This window comes from Acetobacter tropicalis (assembly GCF_001580915.1).
Classification (GTDB): domain Bacteria; phylum Pseudomonadota; class Alphaproteobacteria; order Acetobacterales; family Acetobacteraceae; genus Acetobacter; species Acetobacter tropicalis.
This window is the reverse complement of record NZ_LHZQ01000212.1, coordinates 65402-80570: the sequence shown is the minus strand read 5'-3', so window position 1 is coordinate 80570 and position 15169 is coordinate 65402. Positions and strand designations below refer to the sequence as shown.

The 15169-nt window shown below is 59.6% G+C and carries 11 protein-coding genes; 9 read left to right on the top strand and 2 right to left on the bottom strand.

Going from position 1 to position 15169, the window contains the following annotated elements:
- Positions 1 to 556 precede the first annotated feature (556 nt).
- Positions 557 to 1849 (bottom strand): tyrosine-type recombinase/integrase, encoded by a 1293-nt coding sequence (locus AD944_RS10820; protein WP_045542509.1) that lies wholly within the window; start codon positions 1847 to 1849, stop codon positions 557 to 559.
- A 406-nt stretch (positions 1850 to 2255) separates the two neighbouring features.
- Here AD944_RS10820 and AD944_RS17480 point away from each other — a divergent pair, with 406 nt between their 5' ends.
- Entirely contained in the window at positions 2256 to 2921 is a 666-nt protein-coding gene (locus AD944_RS17480; RefSeq protein ID WP_248845818.1) for a tyrosine-type recombinase/integrase, read from the top strand.
- 351 nt (positions 2922 to 3272) lie between these two features.
- On the opposite strand, the gene AD944_RS10805 is transcribed toward AD944_RS17480, so the two are convergent.
- Positions 3273 to 3758 (bottom strand): hypothetical protein, encoded by a 486-nt coding sequence (locus AD944_RS10805; RefSeq protein ID WP_045542507.1) that lies wholly within the window; start codon positions 3756 to 3758, stop codon positions 3273 to 3275.
- 372 nt (positions 3759 to 4130) lie between these two features.
- Here AD944_RS10805 and AD944_RS17725 point away from each other — a divergent pair, with 372 nt between their 5' ends.
- The 8 genes from AD944_RS17725 to AD944_RS10765 all read left to right on the top strand — a co-directional run bounded on the left by AD944_RS17725 (position 4131) and on the right by AD944_RS10765 (position 15061).
- On the top strand, positions 4131 to 4586 hold the full coding sequence (locus tag AD944_RS17725) for a hypothetical protein (RefSeq protein ID WP_236709218.1): 456 nt from the start codon (positions 4131 to 4133) through the stop codon (positions 4584 to 4586).
- Positions 4587 to 4857: 271 nt separating this feature from the next.
- On the top strand, positions 4858 to 5520 hold the full coding sequence (locus AD944_RS17585; protein ID WP_082741235.1) for a helix-turn-helix domain-containing protein: 663 nt from the start codon (positions 4858 to 4860) through the stop codon (positions 5518 to 5520).
- A gap of 108 nt (positions 5521 to 5628) precedes the next feature.
- A complete protein-coding gene (locus tag AD944_RS10790; protein WP_201785451.1) occupies positions 5629 to 6105 on the top strand; it encodes a GAF domain-containing protein in 477 nt (158 codons plus the stop codon).
- Positions 6106 to 6129: 24 nt separating this feature from the next.
- Entirely contained in the window at positions 6130 to 8217 is a 2088-nt protein-coding gene (locus AD944_RS10785; RefSeq protein WP_045542505.1) for a hydantoinase/oxoprolinase family protein, read from the top strand.
- Positions 8214 to 9881, top strand: coding sequence for a hydantoinase B/oxoprolinase family protein (locus AD944_RS10780; protein ID WP_045542504.1), 1668 nt, complete (start codon positions 8214 to 8216; stop codon positions 9879 to 9881). Before AD944_RS10785 ends, AD944_RS10780 begins: the two co-directional genes overlap by 4 nt.
- 103 nt (positions 9882 to 9984) lie before the next feature.
- A complete protein-coding gene (locus AD944_RS10775) occupies positions 9985 to 11118 on the top strand; it encodes a M24 family metallopeptidase (RefSeq protein WP_082741234.1) in 1134 nt (377 codons plus the stop codon).
- Positions 11108 to 12676: a hydantoinase B/oxoprolinase family protein gene (locus AD944_RS10770; RefSeq protein ID WP_045542502.1), complete on the top strand. Its 1569-nt coding sequence runs from the start codon at positions 11108 to 11110 to the stop codon at positions 12674 to 12676. The genes AD944_RS10775 and AD944_RS10770 overlap by 11 nt, the downstream gene beginning before the upstream one ends.
- A 60-nt stretch (positions 12677 to 12736) precedes the next feature.
- Entirely contained in the window at positions 12737 to 15061 is a 2325-nt protein-coding gene (locus tag AD944_RS10765; RefSeq protein WP_201785450.1) for a TonB-dependent receptor, read from the top strand.
- The last annotated feature ends 108 nt before the right edge of the window (positions 15062 to 15169 follow it).

The following is a 15169-nucleotide window of genomic DNA, read 5'->3' as shown; positions in this document are numbered from 1 at the left end:
TATACCCTTCCCGGGTCAGTTCTCGGTGAAAATCAACAGAAAGGCTCCAGAAAGAAGGAAGCTCCAGAGAGAACAGACCGTTCTGGTCGCACGGCGACCATTCCAGCTCACGCCCCGCGTGAACCCTCTGGGGTGAGGACCAGCCCGGTCCTCCCTTGCGAAGCCAAAAAAAAACGACAGAACCCCTCTGATCATTTTTCATCATGAGAGAGGGAGAGAGGCCGGGTTCTGCACCGCCGCCCTCAGGGCGGCGCGACCCCGGAACGGGAGCGCGTGCAGGTTAGAATGACGCGTCACAGCGTGATGCGGACGCCCCTAGCAGGGCACGAAAATGAAACGGTTTTAAGGGACTGTTTTAAAAGGGTTTTTGGAGCTTTGCGCCAAAAACCCAGTATCGTGCCATCTTAGGCGATCTGGCAGCCCGATTTTATGGCGCAGTGCCATGCTTTTGAGCTGCTCATGGAATGGCGACATAGCGCATTGATGACGCGTCACTGAGATTGTGCGGACCGGTACGACGCAATCCGTGACGCGTCATTGGGCTTTTGACGGGCCTTCAGGCGTCTGAATCCCCGATGTCAGAGTCTTTCCAGGTGAAGAGCGGGGCGCTGTCAGGATTGGAACGCGGAGGCTTTGCGACCGCCTCACTGGATTGCCCGGCGCAGAAGCGTTCCCAGGCATGCATCATCTCTGAACGCCTGTTGAAGAGATCCCCGCGGCGATAGGCGGCCTCGACCTTGTCACCGATGGCATGGGCCAAAGCCATTTCGGCGACCTCCCTCGGGAAGTCGGTTTCCTCGGCAGCCCAATCCCGGAAGCTGGAACGCAAACCATGGATCGTCACATCCTTCGTGCCTGCGGCCTGATGGAGGGCCTTGGAGACCGCGACATCGCTCAACGGTGATCCGACCCGGCCACCGGGAAACACGAAACTGTCCTCACCGAGACTGGATCTCAGGGTCTGGACTTTATACAGCAAAGCCATCGCTCCGTTCGTCAGGGGCACACGATGCTCCCGCCCGGCCTTCATCCGCTCGGCCGGGATGGTCCAGATCTTTTTCTTCAGATCGATCTCCGACCACAGGGCCTTGCGGACCTCGCCAGACCGGGTGGCGGTCAGGCAGACGAACCGTGCAGCAAGAGCTCCTACCCCATGCTCGGCGCTGAGCCGACTGTAGACCGGCGGGAGATCGCGATAGGGCAAGGCGGCATGGTGCACCACCTTCGTGACGGCCGTGGGTTTGGGAAGGATGTTGGCCAGGTGCCCCCGCCAGCGGGCCGGGTTCTCACCCTCGCGCCAGTGATGGCTCTGCGCATAGTCCAGAATACGCTCCATCCGTCCACGCAGCCGTGTTGCGGTTTCGGTCGTGTTTTCCCAGATCGGTCGCAGGACGGCGAGCACGTCCTCTGTCTGCACGCTGCCAATCGGTCTCGAGCCGAGGACGGGATAAACATGACGCTCCAGAGAACTGCGCCACATGGGCGCCGAGCGCGGATCTTTCCAGCCCGGCGCCTGCTCGGTGATGTACTGCTCGGCAACCTGTGCGAAGGTGCGCTCCTGAACGTCAGGGCCCTTCTGCCGGGCTTTCTCTTCCAGCGGGTCGATCCCCTCCAGAAGCAGGCGCCGGTTCTCGGCTGCCCGGAGTCGGACATCAGCCAGAGAAATATCCCGGGCGGGACCGAGTCCCATCTCCCGTCTTTTGCCGGTCTCAGGGCTTTTATAGCGAAAGGTCCAGGCCCGGGTGTCGCCCCGGACGGTGATCCATAAATTTCCGCCATCGCCGTGAACCCCGTCCTTGAGGGAGGCGACCTTGCGGGCATTCATCTGGTTCGGCGGAAGCTTGCTCATGGCTTTTCAGTCCCATCTTCCGTCCCACCTTACGGCATGGGTTTCAATGCGTCTATCTGCTTCTTCAGGATGGCATGAATTTCTGTAAAGCCATGAAAAACAAGGGTTATTGCGCCGATCTGCCCTTTCATGACGCCCTACATCGGCGGACTCCCTCTCCGCCATTTGATATATCCCATGACAGTCCATAGCGCTTATTTCGCATAAATGCTGGCGGTTTTCTGCCATTTATGCGCTTTATGGTGCTCTGTGAGGTTCCTTCAAGCTCAAGCATTGTGGGGGTAGATATGGGGGTATCGATGCTGACGGATGTTCAGTTGCGTCGCCTCACGCCACGCGAGAAACCATACAAGCTTTCGGATACAGGCGGACTGTTCATTCTCGTGCAGACCAGTGGTTCGTGATTATGGCGCATGAAATATCGTTTTGGCGGAAGGAAAAACTGCTCTCTTTTGGTGCCTATCCAGAAGTGACTTTGGCAGCGGCACGTGAGGCACGCGATCAGGCTCGGGCCGAAATCCGGGCTGGCCGTGATCCATCGTTGACGCGCCGCCAGCGTCAGGCCGAAGCAAAACGTATCGATAAACAACTGCGTCATGTTGGCGAGAAATGGATGGAGGCGCAATCCGCACGCTGGACAACCCGGCACGCGGAAGATGTGCGCACAAGTCTGGAACGTCTTGCGTGGCCAGATCTTGGTCATATTGATCTGGATGACATCACGCCCCCGATGGTGCTGGAGACCATCAAGAAAATTGAAGCGGGTCGCGCAAAAGAGACTGCCCGCAGAGTGCGTCAGAGATTGAGCGCGATCTTTCTGTTTGGCATGGCGCATGGTCTTGATACACATGACCCGGCTTCCGTGATTAAAGGCGCACTGGCTCCTCTGAAGAAAGGACGACAATCCGTCCTCATTGATCTTGATGCGCTGAGACAGCTCTTCCGGCCCATCCGGTTAATCATACAGATTACGCGATTTCATCAAAAATTCGGCCAGACGATTCGCCCAACTCTCCATCACCATCCTTATTCCCCTGAAGGAAGGTACCAAAAACAATCTCCAAAGATCTAACAAGCCCCTTAACCTCTTCCGAATGGCTCACCAGACTAAAAATGTCACGACACCCAAAACCGGACAGAATAAGACGCGACAGCAATTCGTTCTCTTTAACAGGATCTTCAGAAAACCCCTTCGATCCGTTGCCCTTCGAAAACACCCGTTTATATCGAGAATCCCTCCGAATACATCTGTGTAAGACCAAAGCCATACACAGACTGCTGATAAGACCTGTATTGCCAGAACGTATAAAAACTGATCCACAAAAACGAAGCAAACCGCAAAGCCTTGCCCGGACCAACTCTGTCCTTGGCCTTCTTCTGGTCACTTCCTTTCGGCTTTCCGAGAAGATTGCTCTCCGCAAAATCAGGATACGGACCAATCAGCATTGACAGACGGACCGTCGATAAAAACCGGATCTCCGCCTCTGCCACCGGATACACCCCCATCAGATACATAAATCAGTTCACGGCACCGATCGAACAGGCCTTTAAACTGCGGAAACCTGTCCGCAAAATCCGTGAAACACGCAATCAAAAGTGTAGGAATCAGACCCGGATCTGAAAGATAATCCACATACCCATCAAATCGGTGACTGCCCTTACTCCAACGGACCAGACGTTCGAGACCTGCCAGCATACCCGACTCAAGCTTCTCCAAACCCCGAAGAGATGACCGGCGCGAGATCCCAACATCGTCCTCACCAAATCCGACCGAACATCTTTGTGCAAACTCATCCCGCAAGCCAGCACACCAGTCCGGAACCACCCGACTTCCGGAGGACAGGACAAAATTAAACGCTTCTTCCGAACCAATTCTGATCCGATCGAAAAACGTCTCATAAATGAACATCCGTCCACCATTTTCAAAAAATCTATAAAAACAAGTGTTTACGAAAGGTCTATAAAATCATCATTCGAAAACAACAGCGCAAATACAAATATCGAAAAAACACGCCTTCTGACAAACTGGCGTTCGCAATTTTCCGTGAAAAACCATACGACCAAACTATTTTCCTATCTGCACTCACTCTCATACGCTCCCCTTTGGCCGCCCGCTAGAAGGCCATGTGCTGCTGCTCGGTGATCTCCTCGAAGATTTCGGGGAAACGCTGCAGGAGATCATGGACTGTCCGGCTTCTGTGTGAAGGCCGGATCTCTGCTTCTTTCGGGGCGTCAGCCCTCCAAAAAACCAAAGTCATCACTCTGCCACAGGATTTTCATCATGCGTTATCAGATCACACGCCATCAGACCGGTCGACACGGTGTGTCCCGCGCCATCCATCGTTTTCGCCACACCCGTCGTCTCTCGCCTTGGGATGCGACAGACGAGGACCTGCAGGTCATGGCGGCACTCACAGAGCGGCTGGGTGCACCACCTGTCTCGAACATGATGCGGTATTGCGGCCCAGAGGTCTGGCATCTGGACCAGCTAGGCGAAAGCCTTGGCGACTGGCGGCGGATGCTCGAAGCGCTCGCTCGCCGTTATCCGGATCTGCCACGATCGGGAGCGCAGGCCTCCGATGGCACGACACTGGACTCAGCACCCGAGCGCATTGTCTGGGAAAAACGCATATCGCTACCACGTTGGGATGCCATGTTAACGCCAACCTATCTTATTTGGCCTTTGCCGCCTCAGGCGGAGATAGAAACGGTTCCGGTTCTCAGGGCGCTGGTTTAGGCCAATAAGGCTCTGGCGGAACTGAAGGGGCGGGCGGCAACCATTCCCAATCAGGGGATCCTGATTGATACGCTGGCTTTGTAGGCAGCCAAAGCATCCTCGGAAATCGAGAATATCGTTCCCTTACCAGGGCGCCATGAGAGAGAAGACCATTGCCCGACTGTACCTCGCCTCACGGACAAAATTTTACTCCAGCTAAAATTCTGATTGACACTTTAGAAGGAATACTTCAATCGTATAACGGAACGATCTGGATACGGTACGATTTGCGATGTCTCAACAGGGTTCACGCACCTCTCGACTAGCGCAGGCGGACGGCCTTGCCCCACTGGGGCAAAGGCTGCGTGCCGTCCGCCAGGAGCGTGGCCTGACCCTGAAAGACGTCGCCGGTGCAGCAGGTTTTTCCGTAGGCTTCATCTCGCAGGTGGAACGCGGTATCACCATACCGTCCCTGACCTCCCTGCTCTCGATCGGCCAGGCTCTCGGCATCGACACCAACGATTTCTTTTCCAACTTCCGGCTGGAAAAGGATGCAGGCGAAGAACGTCATGAACGGTCGCTGGACCCATCGACGCATACGGCGGTCCGATACGAGCGCCTCTCCGTTCCCTTCCAGGGAAATATCCTGCGCAGCGTGATTATACATAAGCCACCCGGCTTTCGCGACGCGCCCGTCAGCCATGAGGGTGAGGAAATCTTCTTCGTACTGACCGGGGAAATCACCTTGGAAGTCGCTGGCCACCACGCGATCCTTCGTGCGGGCGATTCAGCGCATTTCCAGTCGACGCACAAGCATTCGGTCTGGAACCATACCATGCAACCCGCCTCCGTCCTGCACACCTGCACGATAGATGTGTTCGCCGAAGATGGGCATGTCAGGCCCGTCACCGATGTCGTGGCAATAACCCGCTCCCGAAAACGGAGCGATGCATAGTCATGGCACGCAAGTAACATCGAGACACTTTCCCCAAAAGGGACAGTGCAAAGGCTATATCAATAAACACACCGGCCGGATCATCATCCGACCGGCGAGGGAAAGATCATGTCTGAACAACTGGACGATATCTTCATTCCAGCAATGCAGAACGGGTGCGAACAACCCGCCGGCATGTTTCATGCCCTGCACAAGCTCGCGGACCAGGCGGTGGGGGTCAAGCTATTCACCATCACGGCCTATGATCTGGAAAAGGGCGTTTCCGAGCGCCGCTATACCAACATGCCCGATGCCTATCCCGTATCGGGCACCAAGCCGCTCAGCCCCGGGAAATGGTCTACCATCGTCCTTGAGCAGCACGAGACGTTCGTGGCCAACACGATTTCGGAAATCGCCGAAGTCTTCAACGACCACGCCCTGATTCATTCGCTCGGCTGCGCCTCGGTCATCAATGTTCCCGTCATCGTCGGCGGGCGGAATATCGGCAGCATCAACTGCCTGCACGAGGCCGGCCATTACACGCCCTCGCGTGTTCAGGCTGCGCAGTTTCTCAAAATTCCAGGTGCAGTCTGCCTTTTGTCATAACAATCTCGGTCAGGAGATCGGATTATGTCACGGAAAACGATCCGCGTAACAACAGATGTTGGCGGAACATTCACTGATCTGGTCTGTTTCGAGACCGATCACGCCACAGGCGAGTCGCATGTCCTGACGGCCAAGTCGGATACGACGCCTCCGAACTTCGAGCAGGGGGTTCTGAATGTCATCGAAAAGGCCGGGATAATGGCCAGCACGATCGATTTTCTCGCCCATGGCACAACGGTGGTCATCAACGCACTGACCGAGCGCAAGGGCGCGAAGGTCGGCTTGATCAGCACCGAGGGCTTTCGAGATATCCTAGAAATCGCCCGAGGAAACCGACCCGATTTCTTCAACCTCAATTACCGCAAGCCGCCGCCGTTCGTGCCCCGCCACCTGCGCGCTGAGCTGCCGGGGCGGCTATCCTACAAAGGCGAGGAATCCACGCCCCTCGACATGGCCGCGCTGCCCTCCATCATCGACATGTTTCGTGCCGAAGGCGTGCAGGCCATCGCGGTTTGCTTCCTGCACTCGTACACCAATTCATCGCACGAACAGGCCGTAACAGCCGAAATCCGACGTCTGTGGCCTGAGGTTTCCGTCGTCGCATCGCATCAGATCACCCGCGAATGGCGGGAATATGAGCGGACGAATACGACTGTCCTTTCGGCTTATGTCCAGCCGGTAGCCGAACGCTATCTGTCGCGGCTGCGCAGCGGCCTGACCGATCGAGGCTTTTCTGGCAATCTCTTTATCATGCAGTCTAATTGTGGCGTTGATTCCGTAGATTCCACCTCCGCAACCCCGATCACGATGGTCGAATCCGGCCCTGCCTCTGGCTTCTGGGGCGCTGCTGAACTGGGCCGCATGATCGGCGAGCCGAATGTGCTGGCGCTGGATATCGGCGGCACCACGGCCAAATGCTCGCTGATCGAAAACGGCCAAGTCCGGATCATGACCGATTACTGGATCGAACGGGATAGGACCTCCGCCGGTTATCCGATCATGGTGCCGGTTGTTGATCTGGTCGAAATCGGCAATGGCGGCGGTTCCATAGCCTGGGTCGACGAATTCGCCAAACTGCATGTCGGCCCCAAATCAGCTGGTGCCAGCCCTGGCCCCGCCGCGTACGGCCGAGGTGGCACCGACGCGACGACGACCGATGCGAATCTCTGGCTGGGCCGCATCAACCGCGATTATTTCTGCGGCGGGTCAGTAAAGGCCGATATGGAGGCTGCCGAACGGGCACTGGAGGCGCTCGGCGCGAAGATCGGCATCTCCACCACCGACGTGGCGCGCGGCATCATCCGTATTGCCAATAACAACATGACCAACGCGCTGAAGCTGATTTCGCTGAACCGGGGTTTCGACCCGCGCGACTTCACACTGGTCGCCTTCGGCGGCGGCGGCGCGATGCACGCGGTTGCACTGGGCATGGAACTCGGCGTACGCAAGGTCGTCATCCCCGCCAGCGCGTCCGTGTTCTCGGCCTGGGGCATGATGATGTCCGACCTCCGGCACGATTATTTCGTGACACGTCTGATGGACATGGCGGAGGGTGCCGAAAGCGCGATTGGCACCCTGTTCGCCGAAATCGAGGCTGCCGCCACCGAACGCTTCGTCCAGGAAAGCGTGCCCGCGGAGAGCATCCGCTTCATCCGCTACGTCAAACTGCGTTACCAGAACCAGGAACATACAACCGAGGTGCCGATCCCCGCCGAAGACCTCGCCGCCGGACATCTGGCGGACATCCTGGCGGCCTTCCATCAGACCTACGAACGCGAATACACCTACCGCCTGGATGCGCCCGTCGAGATGGTCGGAGTGCATCTGGTGGCCTCGGCCGCTGTTGGCAAGCTGAACATGAAGGAAAGGCCCTCCGGCACGCCCGACGCCAACGGTGCCCTCAAGGGTCGGCGACAGGTGGATTACGCGCAGGACGGCCTGCACGAGGCCGCGATCTATAACGGTGACCGCCTTGCCTCCGGCATGCGTTTCCATGGCCCCGCCATTGTCGAGGACAGCGGTACCACCATCGTAATCCATCCCGGCAACACGGTATCCGTCGACGGATACGGCAATCTTCATATCCTTCTCGTTTCTGGAGAAGCCGCATGAACGATAGCACGGGCCAGGCCAGCCACGACCCGATCACGCTGGAGATCATCCAGAACTCGCTCCAGGCCGTGGCGGACGAGATGTTCGCCACCATGCGCAAGACGGCGATGAGTTCGATCATCTATGAAGTTCTCGACATGGGAACGGGCATCCTGGACGCACGGGGCCGCATCGCCTCTTCGGGAGCTGGCATCCCCTCGTTCGTGGGCGTGCTGGACAAGGCCGTGCAGGTCCTATTGGCCAAATTCCCGCAGGAGACAATCCGTCCGGGAGACGTCTTTATCACCAACGATCCCTATTATGGCGGCGTGACCCACCTGAACGACCTAGTGGTCGCCATGCCGGTCTTCGCGGAAGGGTGCCTCATCGCCTGGACCGCGAACATCGCCCATAATTCCGATGTCGGCGGCATGGCACCTGGCTCTCTCTCGGTCCAGGCGACAGAAATCTTCCAGGAAGGTCTTCGCCTGCCCGCCATCCGCCTGATCGATGCCGGCGAGGCAAACGAGTCGGTCTTTGCGATCCTGCGCTGCAACTCGCGGATGCCTAACTTTCTGGAGGGCGATCTCTGGGCAGCAATCGCCGCAGTGCGGATCGGCGCCCGCCGCCTGACGGAACTTGCGACGAAATACGGCATCGAGACGTTCGAAACCGCGATGGAAGGGTTCATGACCTTCGGCGAGAAGGTCACGCTCTCCACCCTCGCCACGCTACCCCACGGCACCTTCGAACTGGACGAGGAGCAGGATGACGGCCGCGTCTACAACGTGAAGGTCACCATCTCGCCCAACGAATTCGTCGTCGACTTGCGTAATAACCCCGATCAGGACGTAGGGCCCACCAATACCAGCCGCGACGGTGCCATGATCTGTGCGCAGATGATGCTAAAAGCCCTGTGCGCCCCCCAGTCCCCAGCCAACGACGGCACATTCCGACCGATCCGCCTGCTAACGCGCGAAGGCTCGGTCTTCCATGCGCGTGAACCTGCCGCGATCGGCTTTTATTTCGAAACCGAAGTGCGCGTCTTCGACCTGATCTGGCGCTGCTTGGCCCAGCATATGCCACAGCGGCTGGGGGCCGGGCATTTCGCCACGATTGGCGGAACCTTCATCGGTGGCATTCATCCCGACACTGGCCGGCAATACACCATCATCGAGCCGCAGATCGGCGGCTGGGGCGGTCGCGAAGGACATGACGGTAACAGCGCCCTGTTCTCAGGCTTCCATGGCGAAACCTACAATTGTCCCGCCGAGATTTCCGAAGCCCGCAACGGCCTGCATATCGGCCGGATGGCGCTGCACACTGGGCCTGGTGGCGAGGGCCAGTGGTGTGGAGGGCGGGGCATCGTCATCGACTATGGCGTGCGCCAAGATAATTCCTTCCTGACGATCGGCTATACGCGCTCGCGCATCATGCCATGGTCTTTGAAAGAGGGGCACGAGGGGACGGGCAACTACGCGCTCATCTTGCGTTGCGACGGCACGCAGGAACGCCATGCCTTCATCTCCGGTCTGCGCGTGGATAAGGGCGACGTGATCCGTATTGTCACCGGCACTGGCGGAGGCTATGGCAACCCCGCCCTGCGCGACCGCGCCCTGGTGGCACGGGACGTGAAGAACGGCCTGATCACCGCCGAACACGCGCAACGTATCTACACAACCTGACCACCGCCGGCACGCCGGCACCAGAAACCAACGCTCTCTTTTTTCCTGCCAGTGTGAATGGACAAGTCCGGATGGCAGCAGGACGGTCGAAAGGTGGGTGACCATGCAAGATATTACGATAAAGAAACGATTTTCACGCCTCAGGCGTCGCATGATGGATGACGGCGTGGACCTGCTGGTCCTGGGGCCGGGCACCTATGTCGAATGGCTGCTTGGCTTCCATCCCTACCCGGACGAGCGCTTGTCGCTGCTGCTGGTCGGGCGACATCAGGCCATGTTCGTCATGCCGGCACTCAACGCGGCGGACACGCAGGCGCGCAGCGATCTTCCTCTCGCCACCTGGACCGATGCGCAGGGACCGGCGAAGGCCCTGCAAACAGCCCTGGCGGCGACCTGCCTGCCCGACGCACCGCTCCGTGTCGGCCTCGACGAGGCCATGCGCACCGATTTCGCCATGGCCGTGCTCGACCGGCTGCCAGGTGCCAACGTGGTGATGGCCCGCGATGTCGCCGGTGCGGTGCGGATGCTGAAGGACCAGGAGGAATACAGGTTCCTCAAGGAGAATGCCGCGATAGCCGACCGTGCTATGCTGCACGCTCTGGCAACCATGCGTCCGGGCATGACCGAGGCGGAAGTGGCCGAGGGCATAACCGGCGCCTTCGCCGCGGAAGGGGCACGGACAAAGTTCGCCATCGTTGCCGCTGGCCAGAACGGCGCCCTGCCTCACCACCATACGGGCGCCACCGTGCTGTCGCCAGGCGATGCCGTCGTCATCGATATCGGCGCTCGCCGCGACGGCTATTGCAGCGACATCACCCGCATGGCCGTGCTGGAGCACGAGCCGGAAGGCTACGCGGAGATCCATGCGATCGTGGAGGCCGCCGTGCAGGCGGCGCTGAAGGTCGCGCGTCCAGGTGTCAGCGCCTTTTCAGTCGACCGTGCCGCGCGAGAGGTGATCGAACACGCGGGTTACGGGCCCTATTTCGTCCACCGCACCGGCCATGGTCTAGGCATGGAAGGACATGAGGGGCCCTTCATCACCGAAACATCCGAAACAATTCTCGAAGCCGGCATGGTGTTTTCCATCGAGCCTGGAATCTATCTGCCTGGCCGTTTCGGCATCCGCCTGGAGGAAATCGTCTTCCTGCGCGATGACGGGCCGGAAATCCTCTCCGACTTGCCTCGCACCCTTTCCGTGATCCCGCCCCACGGCCAGGACCAGACCGATGACCGCTGACACGATCACGCGCACCGTCATCCAGTCTGTCATCGCCTCCGCGGCCGAGGAGATGTTCGCCATCCTGAAGAAGACGGCAATGAGCCCCGTCATCTACGAGGTGCTGGATGTCGGCACCGGCATCACCGATGCCGATGGCAATCTTCTCAGTTCTGGCGCAGGCATTCCCACCTTCGTCGGTGTCTTGGACAAGAGCGTGAAATGGATTCTGTCTGTCCATCCGCGCGACAGCCTGCGCGAAGGCGACATGTTCGTGACGAACGACCCCTATCACGGTGGCGTCACGCATCTGAACGACGTCGTCGTGGCGCTGCCGGTGTTCGCCGACGGGCAGTTGATCGCCTGGACCGCCTCCATCGCCCACTGGAACGATATCGGCGGTCTGGTCATTGGGTCCATGTCGACCGACGCGACCGAGATCTTCCAGGAAGGTCTGCGCCTTCCCGCCGTGCGCCTCTGCGCGGCAGGAAGGCAGTTGGATGCGGTGTTCGACATCATCGCGGCCAACAGCCGCCTTCCCGATTTCGTTCGTGGCGACTTGTGGGCCCAGATCGCCGCGTCCCGCTTGGCCGCGCGCAGGCTGGTCGACATGGTCGGCCAGTATGGGCAGGCGGCCTACCGCGACGCCGTCGACCATCTGTTCGCGGAAGGGGAAGCCCGTGTTCGGTCCGGCTTGGCCGCACTTCCCCACGGCACGTTCTCGCTGACTGAGACCCGTGATGACGGCACCCCATGGTCGATCACCGTCACGATTACCGCCGAGCGGATGACCGTCGACCTGCGCGATGCGCTGGACCAGCGCGCGGCCCCGTACAACACCACGCGCGATGGCGCGGTCATAGCCGCGCAGATGATCTTGAAGGCCCTGGCCGACCCGACGCCCGCCGCCAACGCGGGCTCGTTCCGGCCGCTGGAGGTCCTCACGCGCCCCGGCACGATCTTCCACGCCGACGGCACCGCCCCGCATGGCTATTATTTCGAGATCCGGATTGGGCTGTACGACCTGCTGTGGCACTGCATCGCGCAGGCCATGCCCGATCGCCTGCCCGCGGGTCATTTCAGTTCGATCTGCGGTACCGTCGTCGCGGGACACCACCCGGATACTGGCCGGCGTTTCACAATGGTGGAACCGCAGATGGGGGGATGGGGAGCGACTGCGGAACGGGAAGGCGAAACCGCGCTCTATTCCGCATGCCATGGCGAGACATTCAACTGTCCCGCCGAAATTGTCGAAAGCCGCTACGGCCTCGACGTCCTCTACCGCTGCCTGAACCCGGCCCCGGCATCCACCGGACGGCATCCCGGCGGCCAGGGGCTGTCGATGTGCTACGGCGTCCGGGAAAAAGTCACCCTGTCGGCAGGCTATAGCCGAACGCGCCAGCCGACATGGGGATCGGCTGGCGGGGGGCCGGGCGGCACGAACCGCCTCGCTATCAGACACGCCGACGGCCGCATGGAAAGCCACGCCTTCGTGTCCGGCCTGTCGCTCCAGCCCGGCGACAGGATCGAAATCGGCACGGCGAACGGCGGGGCATGGGGAGCCGGCGCGGACGGCTGACCACGCCAAGAAACAACACCACACCGCATCACGACATCACTCGGATATCAGGTGGAAATCATGAGAAAGCACATATCGAAAAAGCAGGTCATTCTGGCGTCCGTCTTCTCGCTCGGGCTGATGCCCGCGGGCGTGGAAAACGCATTCGCCGCGGTCGATACCGTCAGCGATCCTCCGACCAAGCAACAGGGGCAGACCGGCAAGCCTGCCGCTACTTCGATGGCAAAGGCGAAGGCAGACAGTATCCAGGCCGCCCCGCAGTCCGAAACTATCGTCGTCACCGGCCTGTCACGCCAGCAGAAACTACAATCCGCCCCCGTTTCGGCCACCGTCTTCACGGCGGCCAACATCAAGGATGCGCGTATTCAAGGTGTGAGCGACTTCATCGCCCTGACCCCGAACGTCTCCATCACTCAGGCGCAGCAGGCCGGCGTGTCCTTTATCACCATTCGTGGCATCACCCAGGTCCGCAACGGCCAAAGCCCGGTCGCGGTGATCGTGGACGGGGTGCAGCAGATGGATTCCCGCCAGTTCACGCAGGATCTCTACGATGTCGGCCAGATCGAGGTGCTGCGCGGCCCACAGGGCGACCTGTGGGGACGCAACGCCATCGGCGGTGCCATCGTCATCAATACGCGCCAACCGACGAACACGTTCTACGCCCATGCCGACGCCCAGTTCGGCAATGGCGCCGATTACCGGGGAAAGATTTCCTTCGCTGGTCCGATCGTGAAGGACCGCCTGTTCTACGACGTCAATTTCAGCGAACATTCCTTCGGAGGCCTGCTGGAAAACGTCTACCTGAACAAGACCGTCGATCGCTCCAACGAATATACCGGCCGCGGCCACATCAAGGCCGTCATCACCGACAACCTGACCGCCGACTTCCGTGTCGGCTTCAACGAAACCGAGGGTGGCGCAAACAACTATCACTACCAGTCCGCAAAATACGACCCGAGCCGCCCCTGCTTCTTGGATCCGACGAACCCGTTCGGCGGCCCGGCGCCGGATGCGAACAGGGTCAGCCGCACCTTCTGTGCGAATAACCGAGGCTACAACCAGCGCGACATCCGCAATGCGTCGTTCCGCCTGGTCTATACGCAGCCCTTCGCGACCTTCTCCAATACGCTGGGCTGGGTGAAGATCAACGAATATATCGGCACGGACCAGTTCCCCTACACCGCCACGCACGGTTCGGGCTATGACGGCACGCAGACCCAGTGGGCCCAGAATACCTCGTGGGAAGACGAATTCCGTGTCACGTCACGCTCCGATCGCCGTTTCCGCTGGATGGGCGGCGGCTATTTCCTCGACACGCGCGACTATCTGGCTTCCACCACCGGTGCTGACACGGGCAACGGCATCGCCCGTGTCAGCACCTCGCCTCTTTACGGATACGCGCCCAACCAGACGCTGACCTATTTCGGCAACTCGGACCACAACCAGGACTTCGCGCTGTTCGGCCATCTGTCCTATGATATCCTCAAGAACCTGACAGCAGAATTCGGCTACCGGTACGATTGGAATTCTCTGAACCAGTATGTGAATCCGGAAAGCAGCAGCGGCGTGCCCGCTGGCTGCACCATGTCTGGCGGGTCCTGCCGGCGCACGCGCTGGTTCAAGCAGGGGCAGCCCAAGGGCACGCTGACCTATCACGTCAACCCGAACCTGACCTTCTTCGTCGATTACGGCATCGGTTTTCGCAGTGGGCAGTTCAACCAGAACGGCACGGCGGAAGCGGCGAACCTGCCGGGTGTCTACAATACCGTAAAGCCCGAGGTGGCGAACACGGTCGAAGCCGGCTTCAAGAGCCAGTGGTTCCATAATCGCCTGACTCTGAACGGCTCCTTCTTCGACACGCGCGATCGCAACTCATTCTACTTCCTGTTCGTCGGCTCTGTCGGCGCACAGATACTCGTCAACATCAACAAGATCCACCTGACGGGCGGCGAACTGGAGGCGAAATACTCTATCCTTCCCGGCTTGGATGTGTTCGCCAACGGCGGCTACACTCACAGCTCGATCACCAAATACACGTTCGACCGCGCCGACCAGGGCAACTGGGCACCCTATATTCCCGAATTCACCGCCAATATCGGCGTGCAGTATCACCATGCCTTCAACCGCTGGCTCGGCTTCTTCGGCCGCTTCGACGTCGAGGCCAAGGGCAAGCAGTATTGGGACCCGGAAAACGCAACACCGCGCAGCGCCTTCAATCTTTATAACCTGCAGGTCGGCGTCGAAAGTCCCAACCGGAAATGGTCCGCCACCTTCTACGTCAACAACCTGACCGACACTCGCTACAACGCCGAGTACGTCTCCGGCGGCTTCGCCCAGCCGGCCGAGCCCCGGATGCTGGGGGGCGAGATCCAGTACACCTACTGATCGTCCACTCGGAGCCGTGCGGCCTCACTGCACGGCTTCCCGGCTTTCGATGCTGTCTGGTAAGTCATCCGCCTGTAATCCCACGCGCATTTTCCAAGCTTGGCAGGA

Excerpts from the sequence above, each read along its gene's own strand:
- AD944_RS10820 (WP_045542509.1), bottom strand. The coding sequence starts at position 1,849 with ATGAGCAAGCTTCCGCCGAACCAGATGAATGCCCGCAAGGTCGCCTCC.
- AD944_RS17480 (WP_248845818.1), top strand. The coding sequence starts at position 2,256 with ATGGCGCATGAAATATCGTTTTGGCGGAAGGAAAAACTGCTCTCTTTT.
- AD944_RS10805 (WP_045542507.1), bottom strand. The coding sequence starts at position 3,758 with ATGTTCATTTATGAGACGTTTTTCGATCGGATCAGAATTGGTTCGGAA.
- AD944_RS17725 (WP_236709218.1), top strand. The coding sequence starts at position 4,131 with ATGCGTTATCAGATCACACGCCATCAGACCGGTCGACACGGTGTGTCC.
- AD944_RS17585 (WP_082741235.1), top strand. The coding sequence starts at position 4,858 with ATGTCTCAACAGGGTTCACGCACCTCTCGACTAGCGCAGGCGGACGGC.
- AD944_RS10790 (WP_201785451.1), top strand. The coding sequence starts at position 5,629 with ATGTCTGAACAACTGGACGATATCTTCATTCCAGCAATGCAGAACGGG.
- AD944_RS10785 (WP_045542505.1), top strand. The coding sequence starts at position 6,130 with ATGTCACGGAAAACGATCCGCGTAACAACAGATGTTGGCGGAACATTC.
- AD944_RS10780 (WP_045542504.1), top strand. The coding sequence starts at position 8,214 with ATGAACGATAGCACGGGCCAGGCCAGCCACGACCCGATCACGCTGGAG.
- AD944_RS10775 (WP_082741234.1), top strand. The coding sequence starts at position 9,985 with ATGCAAGATATTACGATAAAGAAACGATTTTCACGCCTCAGGCGTCGC.
- AD944_RS10770 (WP_045542502.1), top strand. The coding sequence starts at position 11,108 with ATGACCGCTGACACGATCACGCGCACCGTCATCCAGTCTGTCATCGCC.
- AD944_RS10765 (WP_201785450.1), top strand. The coding sequence starts at position 12,737 with ATGAGAAAGCACATATCGAAAAAGCAGGTCATTCTGGCGTCCGTCTTC.